This window comes from Streptomyces nigrescens, assembly GCF_027626975.1.
GTDB classification, from domain to species: Bacteria; Actinomycetota; Actinomycetes; order Streptomycetales; family Streptomycetaceae; genus Streptomyces; species Streptomyces nigrescens.
On sequence record NZ_CP114203.1, the window covers coordinates 7521544 to 7540056 of the forward strand.

Here is an 18513-nt window from a genome sequence, read left to right on the forward strand (position 1 = left end):
GAAACTCATCGGCGGGAGCCGCACGAGCCGCACGAGCCGGCGGGGCCGCCGGCTACGCGTCGTCCTCCGTCAGCGCGCTGCGCAGTGCGGCCAGCCAGTGCGCCGTGGTCCGTCGCGCCGGGCCGCTCTCCGGCACGTACGCCTCGAAGAAGTGCCAGGCGCCGGGGACGTCCTTGACCTCGACCGGCACATCGGCCTCCGTCAACCGGCGGGCGTAGTCGAGCCCTTCGTCCCGCAGGGGGTCGAGCCCGCAGGTGAGGAGGTATGCGGGCGGGAGGCCGGAGAGGTCGGTGGCGCGGGCGGGCGCCGCATACGCGGGGACGTCGGGGCCTCGGCCGGGGCCCAGGTAGGTGTCCCAGGTGTGCCGCATGCCGGTGCCGTTGACGATGCGGCGATCGTCGACCCGGCGGGCCGAGGCGGTGCCGCCCCGGTCGTCGAGGCAGGGGACCAGCAGGCACTGGAAGGCGATCCGCGGCCCCCGGCGGTCGCGGGCCATCAGGCACAGCGCGGCGCTCAGACAGCCGCCCGCGGACGCCCCGGTGACGGCGATCCGCCCGGCGTCGAGGCCGAGTTCACCCGCGGCCGCGGCCATCCATTCCAGTACGGCGTAGCAGTCCTCGGCGCCGGCCGGATACGGGTGCTCGGGCGCCAGCCGGTAGTGGACATTGACCACGACCGCACCGGCGGCGGCGCAGGCGTCGCGCGCCATGGGGCTTGGCCCGTCCAGTTCCCCGTACACGAAGCCGCCCCCGTGCACATAGAGCACCCCCGGCAGCACCCCCTCGGCCCCGGCCGGACGCAGTACCTGCACCTCGACGGTGTTGCCGTCCGGCCCGGGGACGGAGGCGTGCCGGACGGTGACCCGGGGGTCGTGGGCGGGCATCCGCGGTGCCATCAGCGCCCGGAAACCGGCGCGCACCGCCTCGGCGTCGGCGTACGGATTCTCCGGCCGCTCCGGCAACGCTGCGAAGGCGGCGGCCAGTTCCGGATGGACATACGGGCGCGCGCCGGGCTCCGTCGCGGCCCCCGCCCCGCCCCTCGGACCTCCCGCGTCCTTCGTGTCCCTCAGGTCTCCTGCGTCCACTCCGCAGCCCCCGTTCCCTGGCATCCGGATCGCCATCCTCTCATTGATATGGTCTCGGCGGGATGGACGGTATGGTCCCATTGAGATGGTGTCAAGGGGAGCGAGGAGCGACGGATGGCGGAGTTCACCCCGGCGAGATATGTCGTGCTCGGTCTGATCGCCCGGCACGGGCCGATGACCCCGTACGAGCTCAAGGCCCGGGTCGAGGACGACATTCAGCCCTTCTGGCCGATCCTGCATGCGCAGCTCTACCGGATTCCGGCGGAGCTGGCGCAGGCCGGCCTGCTCCGGGAAGAGGCCGAGACGGAGGGCCGCCGCCGGCGGATCTTCCACCTCACCGACGCCGGCCGCGCCGCCCTGGAGCGCTGGCTGGCCGACCCGGACACGGCCGAGGCGGAAACCCGTGACCCGGCGCAGCTGAAGCTGTTCTTCGCCGATCTCGGCGACCCCGCGGACATCGTCGCGCTGGCCACTCAGCAGGCCGAGCGACACCGGAAGTGGCTCGCGCACTATGCGTCGCTGCGCGGTGATCTCGATCCGTCGGCGGACTCCCGGCAGCGCTCCCGCGCGCGGCTGCTGCGGCTGGGTGTGCTGCACGAGCGGGCCCATGCCGAGTTCTGGGAGTCGGTGGCCGCCGACCCGGAGCGGCTCGACGGCTGATCCGCGAGGCGGCCTACGGCCCGAGCCGCACCGCCGCCTGATCGCGGGTCAGCCAGGCGTTCGCCGCCTCGACCCGGCTGCTCACCCGCAGTTTGGCGTAGGCGTGCTCCAGGTGCTTGTCGACGGTGCGCGGGCTGATCGCCAGCCGGTGGGCGATCTGCTGGTTCGTCAGCCCCCGGGCGAGCAGCGCGAGTACGGCCGACTCCCGGTGGGTGACGGGGGAGGGCGGTGGCGTCGGCGGGGCGAGCCGGTGGAGCACGCGGCTGAGCCGGGTGCGCAGCAGAGCGGCGGCCGCCACATCGTCGTCGGAGAAGTCGCTGCCGCTGCGGTTGATCGCCACACAGACCTTGCGCGGCAGGCCGGCGGCGTAGCCCGCGGGGAACGACATCGCGAGCTGCTGCTCGGCGCCGAACGGCCGGTAGACATCGGCGTAGGCGGCGAGGGCGTGGAACTCGGTGCGGGTCTGCAGCGTGGAGCGCCGCATCGGGACGCCGGAGCCGAGAGTGGTGTGGGTGACCAGGGAGTCCGCCGCCGCCTCCCGGGCGAACGCTGCCTGTACGTCCGGGGTCAGCAGACCGGCGGGCAGTGTGAGCGGGCGGTCGGCGGAGCCGGCACGGGGAGACCAGATGATGCTGTCGCCGGGGACGGCGCCGAGCAGCAGCGGGAGCAGTGCCGGAACAAGGGTCTCCTCGTCGACGGCATCGATCAGGAGGTCCACGACGGCGAGAATGCGTCGCAGGCCGGCCTCCGCGGCCGCGGTCATATGTCCAGCGTGCCGAGGGGGCAGGGGCCCGTCAAGCGAGGGCCACCCGGCCGGCCGGGGGAAGACCGGCCGGGCGCGTCAGGCGCCTTAACGCCCGACGGCATAGACGCGGTTGACGGGGCTCTCGGCGGCGAGTCGCCAGTGGTGGAGTCCGGCCTCGTCGGCGATCTCCCGCATCGCCTCCTCACCCGCGTGGTTTCCCAGTGCCCGCGGACCGTGCTGGGCCAGCGCGGACGGCAGACAGACGGCGACCGAGGCGGCGGTCAGCGCCCGGCCGACGGGGTTGGCGTTCTCCTGGGCGTTCGCCGAGGCGTTCGGCTCGACGACCATGCAGGTCCCGCCGTCGGCCAGGGTCTCCTCGGCGTGGTGAAGCGCACCGCCCGGATCGCCGGTGTCGTGCAGACAGTCGAAGAACGTGATCAGGTCGAAGTCCTCGCCCGGGAAGTCCTGGGCGGTGGCGACCTCGAAGCTGACCCGGTCGCCCAGCCCCGCCTCGTCCGCGATACCGCGGGCCGCCTCGATGGACGGGCGGTGGAAGTCGAAGCCGTGGAAGTGCGAGCGGGGGAAGGCCCGGGCCATCAGCGTCGTGGAGTAGCCGTAGCCGCAGCCGACGTCCGCGACGCGCGCGCCGCGCTCCAGCTTCTCCACCACACCGTCCAGCGCGGTCAGCCACTCCGGGACCAGGGCGGCCGCGTAGCCGGGGCGGAAGAACTTCGCGGTGCCGGCGAACAGCGCCGGGCCGTGTTCCTCCCAGCCGACGCCCTCGCCGGTGCGGAACGCCTCCATGAGGGTGTCCTCGGTGGCGTAGAGCGCCTGCATCGCGGTGAAGAAACCCGCCGCGTACGTGGGCAGTTCCGGGTCCGCCAGGACCGCGGCGTGCTCGGCGGGCAGCAGGTAGGTGCCGGCGTCCGGCGCATAGCTGACGTACTCGCCGGCGACCTGGGCGGCCAGCCATTCGCGGACATAGCGCTCGGCCAGCCCGGTGCGGGCGGCGAGCTGGGCGGAGGTGAGCGGACCGGCACCGGCCATGGCGGTGTACAGGCCCAGCCGGTCGCCGAGCGAGGTGCACAGACCCGCGACCGCGGCACCGGCGTCGGTGATCACTCTCTCCAGGAACGCCTGCACCCGGTCCCGGTCCGGGGCCGCGCCCGAGGTGACCTCGGCGGATGTCGCCATGGCCCTCACCTCCTCGTCCTCTCACTGCAGCAGTCCGGCCGCCCCGCGCGCCATACGGGATTCGCCGTATACGGCCGGGGGCGACGACCGGCCGACACTGGAGGAGAGGAGGTGCACCATGCGGAAGAAGGTCGACTGCCGGGACTACCCGAGCGAGATGAACTGCACCCTCGTCATCGTCGGCGAGGAGGAGGAAGTGGTCCGCGCCGCCAGCGAGCACGCGGTCTCCGTCCACGGCCACACGGACAGCCCGGAGCTGCGGGAGCAGATCAGGGCGTCACTGAAGGACGAGATTCCGCAGCACGCCTGACGCGCCCGTCCGACACGCCGCCCCTGACCCGGGGCGGCGGTCGCGCGGTGCCCGGGCGTCGTCGCGGTGACTGAGCGCTTCAGCCGGCGGGCTTCGCCGGCTGAAGCGCTCGGCGCGGGGCGTGTCCGTTACCGTCTTGGTCCTGCGATGGCGTACACCACGGTGCCGCTCGCGAACAGGGCCCACGCGGTCCCGGTGGACGCCGTCGTGGCGGGGGAAGAGATCATCCACATGACCACGTCTCCCGCGGTGCCGCCCGGAGGCGGTCCGAAGAGGGTGAACGCGAGCCAGCCGGTCGGCAGGGTCCATGCGAACTGTGCCCCGCACAGCGCCGCCCCGAGCGCGGCCAGGCCGACCAGGCCCGCGCTGTCCCGGACGACGACCTCGGTGGGGGCGAGCTGCACTCCCGCCGCCTGGACCGTCAGCAGCGCCGCACCGGCGCACGCGCCGGCCAGCAGCACGTGCGCCGCCCGGCGGGGCATCCACCGGATCGCGGCCGTCCTCTCCAGCACGACGTCCCACCCACCGAGCCCGACGGAAGCGGCCGCCACGTTCGCGGTGAGGACCAGGACCGCCATCGCCTGATCCACCGGTCCTGGGCCGTGGAGGGTCCACACCGCCAGCGCGACGAGCGCGACCGCGGCGGCCGAGGCGGGCACCTGCCGTGAACGGCCGTACAGGATCAGCCACCTCATCGCGTCGCCTTGCCCGCCAGCACCGCGAGCTGGCGGTCCGCCGCGCAGGAGAGGCCGGCGGTGCGCAGTTCGGCGATCCGCGAGCGCTGCTCGGCCGGTGACAGCGCCGTCAGCCTCTGCCAGGCGACGTCGGCGTCCAGCCAGATCGTGCGCAAGTACGGGTCGCTGCCCCTCTCCGCCAGCGGCTGGAGCCGGGAATCGTGCAGGGCCCAGCTCACGGCGACGCTCTGGACAGGGACGTTGCCTCGCCCCCCGCCCTCCCGGTCGTTGTTCCCGTAGCAGCTGGGTGCCAGACCCTGGGCGATCAGCGCGCGGGTCAGTTTCTCACCTGTCGCATCGGCGAGCAGCCGGTCGTCGAAGTCGACCAGCACCACGTCGCCGGAGGGTTCGCGTTTGTCGGCGATCGCGCGCAGCCTGGTGTCCTCCCGCACCGCGTTCGGCGCCTTGTCGCCCAGGACCTCGTGCAGCACGCGCAGCGCCTCCTTGCCGCGCCGTGCGAGCTCGGGCAGGCGTGAGCGGTTCGCCTGCGTCACGCACACCGGTCCGTCGCAGACCAGGGCGGCGGCGGCCTTGTCGACGACGTAGGTGTCGCGTGCGGCGGCCGGGAGGACCAGCAGGGCCAGGGCCGCACCGGCCAGGACGGGGATCACCGCGAGCAGCCGGGCCCGGCGGGTCACGGCCGACAGCAGTGCGAAGCCGGTGGCGAGCAGGCCGAGCAGCCAGAGCGTCTGACCGAGGTGCACGGAGCCGGACAGGGTCAGCAGCATCTCCCGCGGCTCCGCGGTCACCGGGAGCAGCTGGGCGAGCCGGTTCGGCGCGATGCTCGACGGCAGTGTCCCGTCACTGTTCTGCTGTAGAAGGGCCGTCAGCATGAGGAAGAACAAGACCAGGCCCGGCGGGGTGAGCACGGAGGGCAGGGCTCGCGCGACGCCCATGCCGAACACCGCCCCCGCGACGAGGGCCAGCGCCGCCACGAGTGAGATCGGCAGCCAGTCGAGCGGCGTGTAGGTGGTCCGGCCGAGGGCCACCTGGACCCCGCCCACGAGGACCAGGAGGCCGAAGCCCGACGCCAGCGCGAGCGCCATCGCACCGGCCGGCAGCGCCGCACGGCGCCAGGCCGGCCGCGGCACGGTCGTCAGCAGTTCGGCCATCCGCGAGCGGGGTTCGCGCAGCCCGTACACCGCTCCCGTGCCCACCGCGAGCGGCCACAAGAAGGTCAGCAGGGACCGGGTCCACAGGGCCATGGAGGTCCACTGGGCCGTCCACCCCGCGGTGCCCCTCCACCAGAGCCCGTCGTACAGACAGAAGATCGCCAGGCTGCCGCCCAGGACGACGATGCCGGGCCACGGGGCGACGGAGCGCTTCAGCTCGATGCGCAGAACACGTCCGGTCACCAGGCGCCTCCCCGCTGCCCGGAGTTGCGCAGCAGCGCCGAGTAGCCGCGCTCCAGGGGGCTGTCGCCCGGGAAATCGGTGCTGCCCGCCGCGGCCAGGTCCTCCGGCGTGCCCTGGAAGACGAGGCGGCCGTCGGCGAAGAGCACCACGTCGGAGCAGGCGGCCGCGACGTCCTCGACCAGGTGGGTGGAGACGACCACACAGGTGTCGCGGCCCAGTTCCTGGAGCAGCTCGCGAAAGCGCAGTCGCTGCGCCGGGTCCAGGCCGGCCGTCGGCTCGTCCAGCAGCAGCACCGCGGGGTCGTTGACGATGGCCTGGGCGATGCCGGCCCGCCGCACCATGCCGCCGGACAGGGTCTTCATCCGATGGTCGGCGCGGTCCGCCAGGCCCACCCGTTCCACGGCGCGCTGGACGGCCGCGGGGACGTCCGCCTTCGGGACCTCCTTCAACCAGGCCATGTACTCGACGAACTCGCGCACCGTGAAGCGCTTGTAGTAGCCGAAGTCCTGCGGCAGGTAGCCGATCCGGCGACGCAGGGGCCGGTGGTCGACCATCCTGCCCAGGGAGGTGCCGAGCAGCTCCAGCTCGCCCTCGGTGGGGCGCAGCACGGTGGCCAGCGTCCGGATCAGGGTGGTCTTTCCCGCGCCGTTGGGCCCCAGGAGGCCGTGGGTGCCGATGCCCAGGGAGAGGTCGAGCCCGTCGACGGCCATCTTCTTCCGTCCGACGCGTACTCTCAGGCCACTGGCCCGGATCTGCCAGGCGTAGGTTTTCGGCGCGGTGTCGGCCGCGCTCGTGGTGGGTGTCATGCGGTAGTCCCTTGCGAGGGTCGACGATGGTTTCACAGCGTTGAGTACGCGTTTCTGCGGGCGATCACGGCGCCGATGCCCAGCGCCAAGAACAGCCCCCACGCGGGCAGTTGGTCCGGCTGCAGGACACGCTCCAGGTTCACGGGGCCGTGGTCGGTGGCCCAGGCGAGTACCACGACGACGCCCCAGGCGCCCACCAGCCCGGTGGCGGCGCGGGTCACGCCGACCACGCTGCCCAGCGCCAGGGCGGTGGAGGTGAAGGCCAGGGAGGGCAGCAGCCACTGCGCGGCCGACATCGTTCCGGTCAGCCATCCCTCCACCACGAGCGCGGGCAGGACCACCACGAGAACCGCCGTGGTGCGCCGGAGGAGCAGGGGCAGGCCGGCTCGGGCGGTCGAGGCCGTCAGTTCGTGCGCCGGGTCCAGGCCGCGCGACCACGATGCGGCGACACCGCACAGCGGCAGCACGGGTGCGATCGCCAACACGGGAGAGACGCCGCCGAGGAACATGGGCCGCGCGACTGCGTCCAGCAGCAGCGCCATCAGGGTGACGAGGACGGTCATGGCCAACCACGGGGCCATGACCGGCGTCAGCCAGGCAGCGACCCACCTCGGGCGGTGTCGCCGCGAGGGCGCCCTGGCGGCCGCGTCCAACTGCGGTTCCAGACCGGCCCGGACGGTGTCGACGAGCGCGGCGATGCCGGGCGCCTCGGTGGCCACACAGGCCGCCAGGTGGCTCCGGCACAACGCGCAGGTCTCCAGATGGGCCTCCAACGCCCATACCGTGTCCGCGGCCATCGTCGCGTCACCACGTGCGTAGTCGTCGATCAACTGCCTCGACGCGTGTTCCCCGCTCATGTCAGCGCCTCCCGCATCGCGATCCGGGCCCGGCGGGCGCGGGTCTTGACCGTGCCTTCGGGCAGTCTGAGCAGGACGGCGGTCTCCCGGATGGAGAGCCCGTCGAGCACCGTGGCCCGTAGCACTTCTCGGAGTTCCGGCGCCAGCCGCCGCAGGGCGTCGCCGACGTCGCCGCCCACGGTCCCGGCGAGTGCCTCTTCCTCCGCCGCGGGCACCACCGCCCGCTCGGCGGCGGCGACCGGCGGTTCGGCGTGATGGGCACGGCGCCGGAACGCGTCGACGAGGCGACGCGCCGCGATCGTCCACAGCCACCCGACGGCCGTCCCGCCGACCGCGCTCCCGGCGAACGCGCCGGCCGCGCGCCACACCGCCAGATAGGTCTCCTGCATGACCTCGGCGACGATCTGCTCGTCCGCGCAGCGCCGGCGCAACCGCACCGCCAGCCACGGCGAGGTGCGCCGGTACAACTCGTCGAACGCCCCGCGGTCACCTCTGGCCACCAGCCGGACAAGGTGTTCCTCGTCCAGTTCGTCCAGTGCTCTCCTGCGTGATCTCACACCAGCCAGACGCCCGGTGCGGCGCGCAGGTTCTGGATCTACTGTGAACTGAGTCACAGTCGCCCACGGGGGCCTCGCGGATAGTCATTGCATAAAACTGCTGGATTCCGTATAGTCATGCCATCAAGGAGGAGGGCCCATGACAGTACGAGCAGCAGTGGCCGGTGCGAGCGGATACGCCGGGGGTGAGGTGCTGCGCCTGCTTCTGGGGCACCCGGAGGTGGAGATCGGCGCGCTGACCGGCCACTCCAACGCCGGGCAGCGCCTGGGTGCGCTGCAGCCGCATCTGGCGCCGCTGGCCGACCGGGAACTCCAGGCGACCTCCGCCGAGGTCCTGGCCGGGCACGACGTCGTCTTCCTCGCACTGCCGCACGGCCAGTCCGCCGCGGTCGCCGAGGAGCTCGGGCCCGATGTCCTCGTCGTGGACTGCGGCGCCGACTTCCGGCTGAGCGACGCCACCGACTGGGAGGCGTTCTACGGCTCCGCCCACGCGGGCACCTGGCCGTACGGGCTGCCGGAGCTGCCCGGAGGCCGCACCGCACTGCAGGGGACCCGGCGCATCGCGGTCCCGGGCTGCTACCCCACCGCCGTCTCGCTCGCCCTGTTCCCCGCGTACGCGGACCGGCTCGCCGAGCCCGAGGCCGTGATCGTCGCGGCCACCGGCACCTCCGGCGCGGGCAAGGCCCTCAAGCCGCATCTGCTGGGCTCCGAGGTCATGGGCTCGATGAGCCCGTACGGCGTCGGCGGCGGCCACCGGCACACCCCCGAGATGATCCAGAACCTGAGCGCGGTGGCCGGTGAGCGCATCAGCGTCTCCTTCACCCCGACCCTGGCCCCGATGTCGCGTGGCATCCTCGCCACCTGCTCGGCCCGGGCGAAGCCCGGTGTGGACGCCGCAGCCGTACGGGCCGCCTACGAGAAGGCGCTGGCCGACGAGCCGTTCGTCCAGCTGCTGCCCGAGGGCCAGTGGCCGTCGACCGCCGCCGTGTACGGCTCCAACACCGCCCAGATCCAGGTGACCCTCGACGCGGCGGCCGGCCGGATCATCGCGATCAGCGCCCTCGACAACCTCACCAAGGGGACCGCGGGCGGCGCGGTGCAGAGCATGAACATCGCCCTGGGCCTCCCCGAGGGGACGGGGCTCCCGAAGGTCGGGGTCGCGCCGTGACCCGGACCTGCACAGGGCGGCACGGCATGACCGGCGGGGCCGGAGAAGTGACGGAGGACAAGCAGTGAGCGTGACGGCAGCACAGGGATTCACGGCGGCGGGCATCGCCGCCGGGATCAAGGCCCCTCCTGCCAATGGGAGCGGCGGCGTTCCGGACCTCGCCCTCGTGGTGAACAACGGGCCCCGACGCGCCGCCGCCGGTGTCTTCACCTCCAACCGCGTCAAGGCGGCGCCGGTCGTCTGGTCCGAGCAGGTCCTCAAGGGCGGCACGGTCTCCGCCGTCATCCTCAACTCCGGTGGCGCCAACGCCTGTACGGGCCCGCTCGGCTTCCAGGACACCCACGCCACCGCGGAGAAGGTCGCCGAGGTGCTCGAAGGCCACAGCGCCGGAGAGGTCGCGGTCGCCTCCACCGGACTGATCGGCCTGCGGCTCCCGATGGACAAGCTGCTGCCCGGAGTCGAGCGGGCCGCGGCCGAACTGACCGCGCACGGCGGCGAGAAGGCCGCGATCGCCATCAAGACCACGGACAGCGTGCACAAGACCGCGCAGCTGAGCCGCGACGGCTGGACCGTCGGCGGTATGGCCAAGGGCGCCGGCATGCTCGCCCCGGGCCTGGCCACCATGCTCGTCGTCCTGACCACCGACGCCGATCTGCCGGCCGCGGACCTCGACACGGCGCTGCGGGCCGCGACCCGCACCACCTTCGACCGCATCGACTCCGACGGCTGTATGTCGACCAACGACACGGTGCTGCTGCTCGCCTCCGGAGCCTCCGGCGTCGTACCGGCCGCCGACGACTTCGCCGAGGCGGTGCGCACGGTCTGCGACGACCTCGCCCGGCAGCTGATCGGGGACGCCGAGGGCGCCAGCAAGGACATCAGGATCGAGGTCGTGGGCGCGGCCAGCGAGGACGACGCCGTCGAGGTCGGCCGCTCCATCGCCCGCAACAACCTCCTCAAGTGCGCCATCCATGGCGAGGACCCCAACTGGGGCCGGGTGCTCTCCGCCATCGGCACCACCTCCGCCGTCTTCGAGCCCGACCGGCTGAACGTCGCCATCAACGACATCTGGGTCTGCAAGAACGGCTCGGTGGGCGAGGACCGCGAGCTGGTCGACATGCGATACCGGGAGGTCCGCATCACCGCCGACCTCGCCGCCGGCACCGAGTCCGCGGTCATCTGGGCCAACGACCTCACCGCCGACTACGTCCACGAGAACAGCGCGTACTCGTCATGAGCAGGCAAACAGAGGAAAGCGAGGCCGGCGCATGAGTGCCCGCAAGCACACGGCGTTGCCCAAGGCCCGCACGCTCATCGAGGCGCTGCCCTGGCTGACCCGCCACCACGGCAAGACCGTCGTCATCAAGTTCGGCGGCAACGCCATGGTCGACGAGGAGCTCAAGCGCGCCTTCGCCCAGGACGTGGTCTTCCTGCGGCACGCCGGACTGCGCCCCGTCGTCGTGCACGGCGGCGGCCCGCAGATCAGCGCCCAGCTGGACCTGCTCGGCCTGGAGTCGGAGTTCAAGGGCGGCCTGCGGGTCACCACCCCCGAGGCGATGAACGTCGTCCGGATGGTGCTGGCCGGCCAGGTCCAGCGTGAGCTGGTCGGACTGCTCAACGAGCACGGCCCCCTCGCCGTCGGCATGACCGGCGAGGACGCCCATCTGATGACCGCGACCAAGCACTTCGCCGACATCGACGGCGAGCGGGTGGACATCGGCCGGGTCGGCGAGATCACCGCCATCGACCCCGGCGCGGTGCAGGCGATGCTGGACGACGGCCGGATCCCGGTCATCTCCTCCATCGCCCGCAGCAGCGACGCCGAGGACGCCGCCTCCGGTGCCTCGGGCGTCTTCAACGTCAACGCCGACACCGCCGCGGCCGCCCTGGCCGCCGCGCTCGGCGCCGAGACCCTGATGGTCCTCACCGACGTCGAGGGCCTCTACGAGGACTGGCCGAACAGCGACGAGGTGATCTCCCGCCTCACCGCCACCGAACTGGAGAAGCTGCTGCCCGACCTGGCCAGCGGCATGGTCCCCAAGATGCGGGGCTGTCTGCACGCCGTCCGCAACGGGGTGCACACCGCCCGGGTCATCGACGGGCGGGTCCAGCACTCGATCCTGCTGGAGATCTTCACCGACGAAGGAATCGGCACGATGGTCGTGCCGGACGCGAACACGATCGAGGGGGCGGCATGAGCGACGTGGCACAGGCCCACGGCCCGGAGACCAACGCAGGCCTCACCGGGCGCTGGCAGGGCGCCATGATGGACAACTTCGGCACCCCCCGCGTCCCGCTGGTCCGCGGTGAGGGCACCACCGTGTGGGACGCCGACGGCAAGGAGTACCTCGACTTCCTCGGCGGCATCGCCGTCAACGCCCTCGGCCACGCCCACCCGGCGGTGGTCCGTGCGGTCTCCGACCAGGTCGCCACCCTCGGCCATGTCTCGAACTTCTTCGTCGCCGAGCCCACCGTGGCCCTCGCCGAGCGCCTGCTCGCGCTGGCCGGACGCCCCGGCCGGGTCTACTTCTCCAACTCCGGCGCCGAGGCCAACGAGGCCGCCTTCAAGATCGGCCGGCTGACCGGGCGCACCCATATGGTCTCCACCGCCGGCGGCTTCCACGGCCGCACCATGGGCGCCCTCGCACTCACCGGCCAGCCCGCCAAGCAGGCCCCGTTCGCCCCGCTCCCCGGCGACGTCGACCATGTCCCGTACGGGGACGTCGAGGCCCTCCGCGCCGCCGTCACCACCGACACCGCCTTCGTCATCCTGGAGCCCGTCCAGGGCGAGAACGGCGTCATCGTCCCGCCGCCCGGCTACCTCCAGGCCGCCCGCGAGATCACCGCCGCCACCGGCACCCTGCTCGTCCTCGACGAGATCCAGACCGGCATCGGCCGGACGGGCCACTGGCTGGAGTCCCGGGCCCAGGGCGTCGAGGCCGACATCATCACCCTCGCCAAGGGCCTCGGCGGCGGACTGCCGATCGGCGCGACGCTGGCCTTCGGCCCGGCCGCCGACCTGCTCACGCCCGGTTCGCACGGCTCGACCTTCAGCGGCAACCCGGTGGTCTGCGCCGGCGCCCTCGCCGTCCTGGACACCATCGAGACGGACGGCATCCTGGAGAACGTCAAGCGCGTCGGCGAGCGGCTGCGCACCGGGACCGAGGCCCTGGGGCACCCCTTGGTCAGCCAGGTCCGCGGTGCGGGGCTGCTCCTGGGTATCGTCTTGACGGAGTCGCTGGCGCCGCAGGTGCAGCAGGCGGCTCAGGACGCGGGCCTCCTGGTGAACGCGGTCGCGCCGGACGTCATCCGGCTCGCCCCGCCGCTGATCGTCTCCGACGACGAAGCGGAGGAGTTCCTCCGGAAGCTGCCCGCCGTCCTCAACACGGCCCGCCAAAGGGCCGACGGGGAACGACGAGCCGGAGACTGACGACAACGATGACCGAGCCGCAGGACAACGAGGCGCAAAACGGCGGCCAGGCCGTACCGCAGACCCGCACCGCCCGCCACCGCCGGATCGTGGACATCCTCAACCGGCTGCCGGTCCGCTCCCAGAGCCAGCTCGCCAAGCTGCTCGCCGACGACGGTCTGTCCGTCACCCAGGCGACGCTCTCCCGCGATCTGGACGAACTGGGCGCGGTGAAGATCCGCAACACCGGCGGTGAGCTGATCTACGCGGTGCCCAGCGAGGGCGGCGACCGCAAGCCACGGGCGCCGCTGGGGGAGTCCGCCAAGGAGGAGCGGATGCGCCGCCTCTCCAGCGAACTCCTCATCTCCGCCGAGGCCTCCGCCAACCTCGTGGTCCTGCGCACCCCGCCGGGCGCCGCCCAGTTCCTGGCCTCGGCCATCGACCAGGCCGAACTCCACGACATCCTCGGCACCATCGCCGGCGACGACACCCTGATGCTCATCAGCCGCGACCCGGCGGGCGGCCAGGCCCTCGCCGACCATCTGCTGCGGCTGGCGCAGAAGGCGCACTGAGCCCCTCCGCACGCGCTCCCGGGGGCCTTTCGTCGCCCCCGGAGCACCTCACTCCGCCCCCGGACGGCGGTTGTGCGGAGCATCCGCCCGAGCCACTCTCTCCCCGCCGAACCGCATACGGCAGGATGGCAGTTCGCGCCGGGACGTCCACGGATGTCCCGGCGCTTCACAGCCCTAGAGACAAGCAGGTGGCATGGTGACGAGACATCACATCCGGCTCATAGCACGTCCGCTCCTCCCGGTCGCGGGAGGAGCCGGCCGGTGAACCGCGCTGTGACACTGCACGACCTGATCGTCGCCGGCGCCGCGCTCGCCGCCGGCATCGTGGCCGGACTGCTGCTGCGCTGGACCCTGCGGTGGCTGGGCAAACACGCACTCAAAACCCGGTGGAGCGGGGACGACATCCTCGTCGACGCGCTGCGGGCGGTGGTGCCCTGGGCGGCGGTCACCGGCGGTCTGGCGGCCGCGGCCGCGGCACTGCCGCTGACGGAGACCGTCGGACGCACCGTCAACCGGTCGCTGATGGTGCTGCTCATCCTGGTCGGCACGCTCACCGCGGCCCGGGTCATCACCGGTGTGGTGAAGTCCCTTGCGCAGTCCCGGTCCGGGGTAGCCGGATCGGCCACAATTTTCGCCAACATCACCCGCATCATCGTGCTGGCGATGGGCTTCCTCGTGGTCCTCCAGACCCTGGGCATCTCCATCGCCCCGCTGCTCACCGCGCTCGGCGTGGGCGGCCTCGCGGTCGCCCTGGCGCTCCAGGACACCCTCGCCAACCTCTTCGCGGGCGTGCACATCCTCGCCTCGAAGACCGTGCAGCCCGGTGACTACATCCGGCTCAGCAGCGGCGAGGAGGGCTATGTCGTCGACGTCAACTGGCGCAACACCGTGGTGCGTCAGCTCTCCAACAACCTGGTGATCATCCCCAACACCCAGCTGGCCGGCACCAACATGACCAACTTCACCCGCCCGGAACAGAAGTTGACGATCCTGGTGCAGGTGGGCGTCGGCTACGACAGCGACCTCGACCACGTCGAGCGGGTCACCACCGAGGTCATCGACAGCGTGATGAAGGACGTCAACGGCGGCGACCCCGACCACGAAGCGGCCGTCCGCTTCCACACCTTCGGCGACTCCCGGATCGGCCTCACGGTGATCCTGGGCGTCGGCGAGTTCAGCGACCAGTACCGGATCAAGCACGAGTTCATCAAGCGCCTGCACCAGCGCTACCGGGACGAGGGCATCCGGATTCCTTCCCCGGCCCGCACCGTCGCCCTGCAGAAGCCGGAGGAGATCGTGATTCCGCACCAGCGGGACCTCTCGGAGACCGTGCCGCCCGTGCCGTAGGGCGCACCGGCCGGCGCCGGTGACACCCGCGGGCTGCGGCAGCCGTGGGGCCGGCGCGGGCCCGGTCCCGTCGGCCCCGGCCTTCCCCGCCGCCCGGCCGCAGGGCGAAGGCCGTGCGGGGCCGCGGCGGGCCCCCGCCCGGACCCGAGCACGGCAAAGGCCGCTCCCGATCTTCGGAAGCGGCCTTTGACCTGCAAAAACACCGTCGGGACGACAGGATTTGAACCTGCGACCCCTTGACCCCCAGTCAAGTGCGCTACCAAGCTGCGCCACGTCCCGGTGCTCGTGCCGGCCGGAGAACTCCCGGCCGGGGCGTGCAGAAGAAAAATACCCTGTCCCGGGCCATGAATCCAAAGCGGGTCCCCCGCGGGGCCTTCCGGGGCCTCCGGCGGGGGCCCTGCTTCCGTGGTTCGATGAGGTTATGGGTGAAATGTCCGCGAAGAAGAACCTCCGGCTGCGCCGGGTTTATGAGGCGCCGGAGCCGTCGGACGGGGCGCGGGTGCTGGTCGACCGGCTGTGGCCGCGGGGGCTGTCCAAAGCGGATGCGCAGCTCACCGAGTGGTGCAAGGAGGTGGCGCCCTCGTCCGAGCTGCGGCGCTGGTTCCACCATGAGGAACCACGGTTCACCGAGTTCGCCGAGCGCTATCGCGAGGAGCTGGCGCAGGAGGCGGTGCAGCCGGCGCTGGAGCGGCTGCGGGAGCGCGCCGCGCAGGGGCCGCTGACGCTGCTGACGGCCACCAAGGGCGTGTCGGTGAGCCATGTGAACGTGCTGATCGAGGTGCTTCAGGAGGGGCTCTGAGGCTCCGCGCCACGCCGACGACCCGCCGCTGACCTGCATATTCATCGATGCGTTGACGAAACATACGGTGGAGTGCATACTTATACCCATCAGCGAATGCACCGTAAGGAGAAACCCGTGACCGAGCGCGTCGTACTCGCCTACTCGGGCGGCCTGGACACTTCTGTCTGTATCGGCTGGATCGCCGAGGAGACGGGCGCCGAGGTCATCGCCGTTGCCGTGGACGTCGGCCAGGGCGGCGAGGACCTGGACGTCATCCGCAAGCGTGCGCTCGACTGCGGTGCGGTCGAGGCCGAGGTCGCGGATGCCAAGAACGAGTTCGCCGACGAGTACTGCCTCCCGGCGATCAAGGCCAACGCCCTGTACATGGACCGCTACCCGCTGGTCTCGGCGCTCTCCCGGCCGACCATCGTCAAGCACCTGGTGGCCGCCGCCAAGAAGCACGGCGCCACCACCGTCGCCCACGGCTGCACCGGCAAGGGCAACGACCAGGTCCGTTTCGAGGCGGGTATCTCCTCCCTCGCCCCCGACCTGAAGTGCATCGCCCCGGTCCGTGACTACGCGATGACCCGGGACAAGGCGATCGCGTTCTGCGAGGAGAAGAACCTCCCGATCGCGACCACCAAGAAGTCGCCGTACTCGATCGACCAGAACGTCTTCGGGCGGGCCGTGGAGACCGGCTTCCTGGAGGACATCTGGAACGCGCCGATCGAGGACGTCTACGAGTACACCGAGAACCCGGCCACCCAGCGGGAGGCCGACGAGGTCATCATCTCCTTCAAGGAGGGTGTCCCGGTCGCCATCGACGGCAAGCCCGTCACCGTCCTGCAGGCCATCCAGCAGCTCAACGAGCGGGCCGGCGGCCAGGGCATCGGCCGGATCGACATGGTCGAGGACCGTCTGGTCGGCATCAAGTCCCGTGAGGTGTACGAGGCGCCCGGCGCCATCGCGCTGATCACCGCGCACCAGGAGCTGGAGAACGTCACCGTCGAGCGCGAACTGGCCCGCTACAAGCGGCAGGTCGAGCAGCGCTGGGGCGAGCTGGTCTACGACGGCCTGTGGTTCTCGCCGCTCAAGCGGGCCCTGGACGGCTTCATCAACGAGGCCAACCAGGCCGTGTCCGGCGACATCCGGATGACGCTGCACGGTGGCCGCGCGGTCGTCACCGGCCGGAAGTCCGACCAGTCGCTGTACGACTTCAACCTCGCGACGTACGACACCGGCGACACCTTCGACCAGTCGCTCTCGAAGGGCTTCATCGAGCTCTTCGGCATGTCGAGCAAGATTGCGGCCAAGCGCGACCTGGCCTGAGCCCGTCTCGTTGGATTCGTAAGGCTGCCGCCTCCCTGCCCTCGCGGCGGGGAGGCGGTGGCACATCTACAGCAGCCATGAGGAGCAGCAGTGAGCAGCAACAGCGGTGACGTCCGGCTCTGGGGCGGCCGGTTCGCCGACGGACCGGCAGAGGCGCTGGCCCAGCTGTCGGCGTCGGTCCACTTCGACTGGCGGCTGGCCCCGTACGACATCGCGGGCTCCCGTGCGCACGCCCGGGTGCTCCACAAGGCGGGCCTGCTCACCGAGGACGAGCTGACCCGGATGCTCGCCGGGCTCGACCAGCTCGCCGCGGATGTCGCCGACGGCTCGTTCACCGGCACCATCGCCGACGAGGACGTGCACACCGCCCTGGAGCGCGGGCTGCTGGAGCGGCTCGGTGCGGACCTCGGCGGCAAGCTGCGGGCCGGCCGGTCCCGTAACGACCAGGTCGCCACGCTCTTCCGGATGTACCTGCGCGACCACGCCCGGATCATCGGCGGGCTGATCGCCGACCTCCAGGAGGCGCTGGTGGGCCTCGCCGAGACCCACCCGGACGTCGCGATGCCGGGCCGCACCCACCTCCAGCACGCCCAGCCGGTGCTCTTCGCCCACCATGTGCTGGCGCATGTGCAGTCGCTGTCCCGGGACGCGGAGCGGCTGCGGCAGTGGGACGAGCGCACCGCGGTCTCCCCGTACGGCTCGGGCGCGCTGGCCGGCTCCTCGCTCGGTCTCGACCCCGAGGCGGTCGCCGCGGACCTCGGCTTCGAGCACGGCTCGGCCGGCAACTCCATCGACGGCACGGCCTCCCGTGACTTCGTCGCCGAATTCGCCTTCATCACGGCGATGATCGGGGTGAACCTCTCCCGGATCGCGGAGGAGGTCATCATCTGGAACACGAAGGAGTTCTCCTTCGTCACGCTCCACGACGCCTTCTCGACCGGCTCGTCGATCATGCCGCAGAAGAAGAACCCGGACATCGCCGAGCTGGCGCGGGGCAAGTCGGGGCGCCTCATCGGTAATCTGACCGGGCTGCTGGCCACGCTCAAGGCGCTGCCGCTCGCGTACAACCGTGACCTCCAGGAGGACAAGGAGCCGGTCTTCGACTCCTGCGACCAACTGGAGGTGCTGCTCCCGGCGTTCACCGGGATGATGGCCACCCTGACCGTCAACCGTGAGCGCATGGAGGAGCTGGCCCCGGCCGGGTTCTCGCTGGCCACCGATATCGCGGAGTGGCTGGTCAAGCAGGGCGTGCCGTTCCGGGTGGCGCACGAGGTCGCGGGCGAGTGCGTCAAGGAGTGCGAGGCGCACGGCATCGAGCTGGACCAGCTCGCCGACGAGCAGTTCGCGAAGATCTCGCCGCATCTGACCCCTGAGGTCCGCGGCGTGCTCAACGTCCCCGGCGCGCTCGCCTCGCGCAGCGGCCGTGGCGGCACCGCGCCCTCGGCGGTGGCGGTCCAGCTCGCCGAGGTGCGGGCCGATCTGGTCACGCAGCAGGAGTGGGCGACGGCGAAGCAGGCCACCGAGCTGGCCTAGCGGGCAGAGCTGTACGACGGCGGCCCGCCCCCGGGAGAGACCGGGGGCGGGCCGCCGTCGTGTGCGTGGGGG

19 protein-coding genes and 1 tRNA gene are annotated in these 18513 nt (G+C 71.9%); 11 read left to right on the plus strand and 9 right to left on the minus strand.

Translation table 11 applies throughout. The annotated features are described in order from the left end of the window. Positions 1-52 precede the first annotated feature (52 nt). Positions 53-1108 (minus strand): alpha/beta hydrolase, encoded by a 1056-nt coding sequence (locus tag STRNI_RS33315; protein ID WP_277412554.1) that lies wholly within the window; start codon positions 1106-1108, stop codon positions 53-55. Between the two features lie 90 nt (positions 1109-1198). On the opposite strand from STRNI_RS33315, the gene STRNI_RS33320 reads away from it, so the two are divergent. Then, positions 1199-1744 (plus strand): PadR family transcriptional regulator, encoded by a 546-nt coding sequence (locus tag STRNI_RS33320; protein ID WP_159489810.1) that lies wholly within the window; start codon positions 1199-1201, stop codon positions 1742-1744. 13 nt (positions 1745-1757) lie between these two features. On the opposite strand, the gene STRNI_RS33325 is transcribed toward STRNI_RS33320, so the two are convergent. Further along, positions 1758-2507, minus strand: coding sequence for a helix-turn-helix transcriptional regulator (locus STRNI_RS33325; protein ID WP_018087708.1), 750 nt, complete (start codon positions 2505-2507; stop codon positions 1758-1760). Between the two features lie 87 nt (positions 2508-2594). Next, positions 2595-3683: a methyltransferase domain-containing protein gene (locus STRNI_RS33330; RefSeq protein ID WP_266448159.1), complete on the minus strand. Its 1089-nt coding sequence runs from the start codon at positions 3681-3683 to the stop codon at positions 2595-2597. Between the two features lie 118 nt (positions 3684-3801). Between STRNI_RS33330 and STRNI_RS33335 the strand changes: the two genes are divergently transcribed. Beyond that, positions 3802-3993, plus strand: a complete 192-nt coding sequence (locus STRNI_RS33335; RefSeq protein WP_018087706.1) for a DUF1059 domain-containing protein — start codon at positions 3802-3804, stop codon at positions 3991-3993. Positions 3994-4121: 128 nt separating this feature from the next. Here the strand turns inward: STRNI_RS33335 and STRNI_RS33340 are convergent, their stop codons facing one another. Genes STRNI_RS33340 through STRNI_RS33360 form a run of 5 tightly spaced genes read right to left on the minus strand, consistent with a single transcriptional unit; the run spans position 4122 to position 8302 of the window. Then, positions 4122-4688 carry a hypothetical protein gene (locus STRNI_RS33340; protein WP_274734528.1) on the minus strand — a complete coding sequence of 189 codons (567 nt, stop codon included), beginning with the start codon at positions 4686-4688 and terminating at the stop codon, positions 4122-4124. Then, on the minus strand, positions 4685-6082 hold the full coding sequence (locus STRNI_RS33345; protein ID WP_277412555.1) for a hypothetical protein: 1398 nt from the start codon (positions 6080-6082) through the stop codon (positions 4685-4687). The genes STRNI_RS33340 and STRNI_RS33345 overlap by 4 nt, the downstream gene beginning before the upstream one ends. Next, positions 6079-6888, minus strand: a complete 810-nt coding sequence (locus tag STRNI_RS33350; RefSeq protein WP_109888584.1) for an ABC transporter ATP-binding protein — start codon at positions 6886-6888, stop codon at positions 6079-6081. Before STRNI_RS33350 ends, STRNI_RS33345 begins: the two co-directional genes overlap by 4 nt. A gap of 32 nt (positions 6889-6920) precedes the next feature. Beyond that, positions 6921-7745: a zf-HC2 domain-containing protein gene (locus tag STRNI_RS33355; protein ID WP_174876463.1), complete on the minus strand. Its 825-nt coding sequence runs from the start codon at positions 7743-7745 to the stop codon at positions 6921-6923. Then, positions 7742-8302 (minus strand): RNA polymerase sigma factor, encoded by a 561-nt coding sequence (locus STRNI_RS33360; protein ID WP_266448145.1) that lies wholly within the window; start codon positions 8300-8302, stop codon positions 7742-7744. Before STRNI_RS33360 ends, STRNI_RS33355 begins: the two co-directional genes overlap by 4 nt. Positions 8303-8441: 139 nt before the next feature. Here STRNI_RS33360 and argC point away from each other — a divergent pair, with 139 nt between their 5' ends. The 6 genes from argC (at position 8442) to STRNI_RS33390 (ending at position 14798) form a co-directional block, all read left to right on the plus strand. Beyond that, the gene (gene argC, locus STRNI_RS33365) at positions 8442-9470 is read left to right on the plus strand and encodes an N-acetyl-gamma-glutamyl-phosphate reductase (RefSeq protein ID WP_266448142.1); all 1029 of its coding nucleotides are present in this window, start codon (positions 8442-8444) and stop codon (positions 9468-9470) included. A 64-nt stretch (positions 9471-9534) separates the two neighbouring features. After that, positions 9535-10707: a bifunctional glutamate N-acetyltransferase/amino-acid acetyltransferase ArgJ gene (argJ, locus tag STRNI_RS33370; RefSeq protein ID WP_093647724.1), complete on the plus strand. Its 1173-nt coding sequence runs from the start codon at positions 9535-9537 to the stop codon at positions 10705-10707. A gap of 31 nt (positions 10708-10738) precedes the next feature. Beyond that, complete coding sequence (argB, locus tag STRNI_RS33375; RefSeq protein WP_018087698.1) at positions 10739-11668, plus strand: acetylglutamate kinase; 930 nt, start codon at positions 10739-10741, stop codon at positions 11666-11668. Further along, positions 11665-12900, plus strand: coding sequence for an acetylornithine transaminase (locus STRNI_RS33380; protein WP_148588272.1), 1236 nt, complete (start codon positions 11665-11667; stop codon positions 12898-12900). The genes argB and STRNI_RS33380 overlap by 4 nt, the downstream gene beginning before the upstream one ends. Before the next feature lie 8 nt (positions 12901-12908). Then, positions 12909-13451: an arginine repressor gene (locus STRNI_RS33385; protein WP_018087696.1), complete on the plus strand. Its 543-nt coding sequence runs from the start codon at positions 12909-12911 to the stop codon at positions 13449-13451. Positions 13452-13712: 261 nt separating this feature from the next. Further along, positions 13713-14798, plus strand: a complete 1086-nt coding sequence (locus STRNI_RS33390; RefSeq protein WP_159489800.1) for a mechanosensitive ion channel family protein — start codon at positions 13713-13715, stop codon at positions 14796-14798. Between the two features lie 205 nt (positions 14799-15003). Here the strand turns inward: STRNI_RS33390 and STRNI_RS33395 are convergent. Continuing rightward, a tRNA-Pro gene (locus STRNI_RS33395) sits at positions 15004-15077 on the minus strand. Between the two features lie 142 nt (positions 15078-15219). Between STRNI_RS33395 and STRNI_RS33400 the strand changes: the two genes are divergently transcribed. The 3 genes from STRNI_RS33400 to argH all read left to right on the plus strand — a co-directional run bounded on the left by STRNI_RS33400 (position 15220) and on the right by argH (position 18441). After that, positions 15220-15597 carry a DUF488 domain-containing protein gene (locus STRNI_RS33400; RefSeq protein WP_277412556.1) on the plus strand — a complete coding sequence of 126 codons (378 nt, stop codon included), beginning with the start codon at positions 15220-15222 and terminating at the stop codon, positions 15595-15597. Positions 15598-15714: 117 nt separating this feature from the next. After that, entirely contained in the window at positions 15715-16908 is a 1194-nt protein-coding gene (locus STRNI_RS33405; protein WP_018087687.1) for an argininosuccinate synthase, read from the plus strand. 90 nt (positions 16909-16998) lie between these two features. Continuing rightward, positions 16999-18441: an argininosuccinate lyase gene (gene argH / locus STRNI_RS33410; protein WP_277412557.1), complete on the plus strand. Its 1443-nt coding sequence runs from the start codon at positions 16999-17001 to the stop codon at positions 18439-18441. Positions 18442-18513 lie beyond the last annotated feature (72 nt).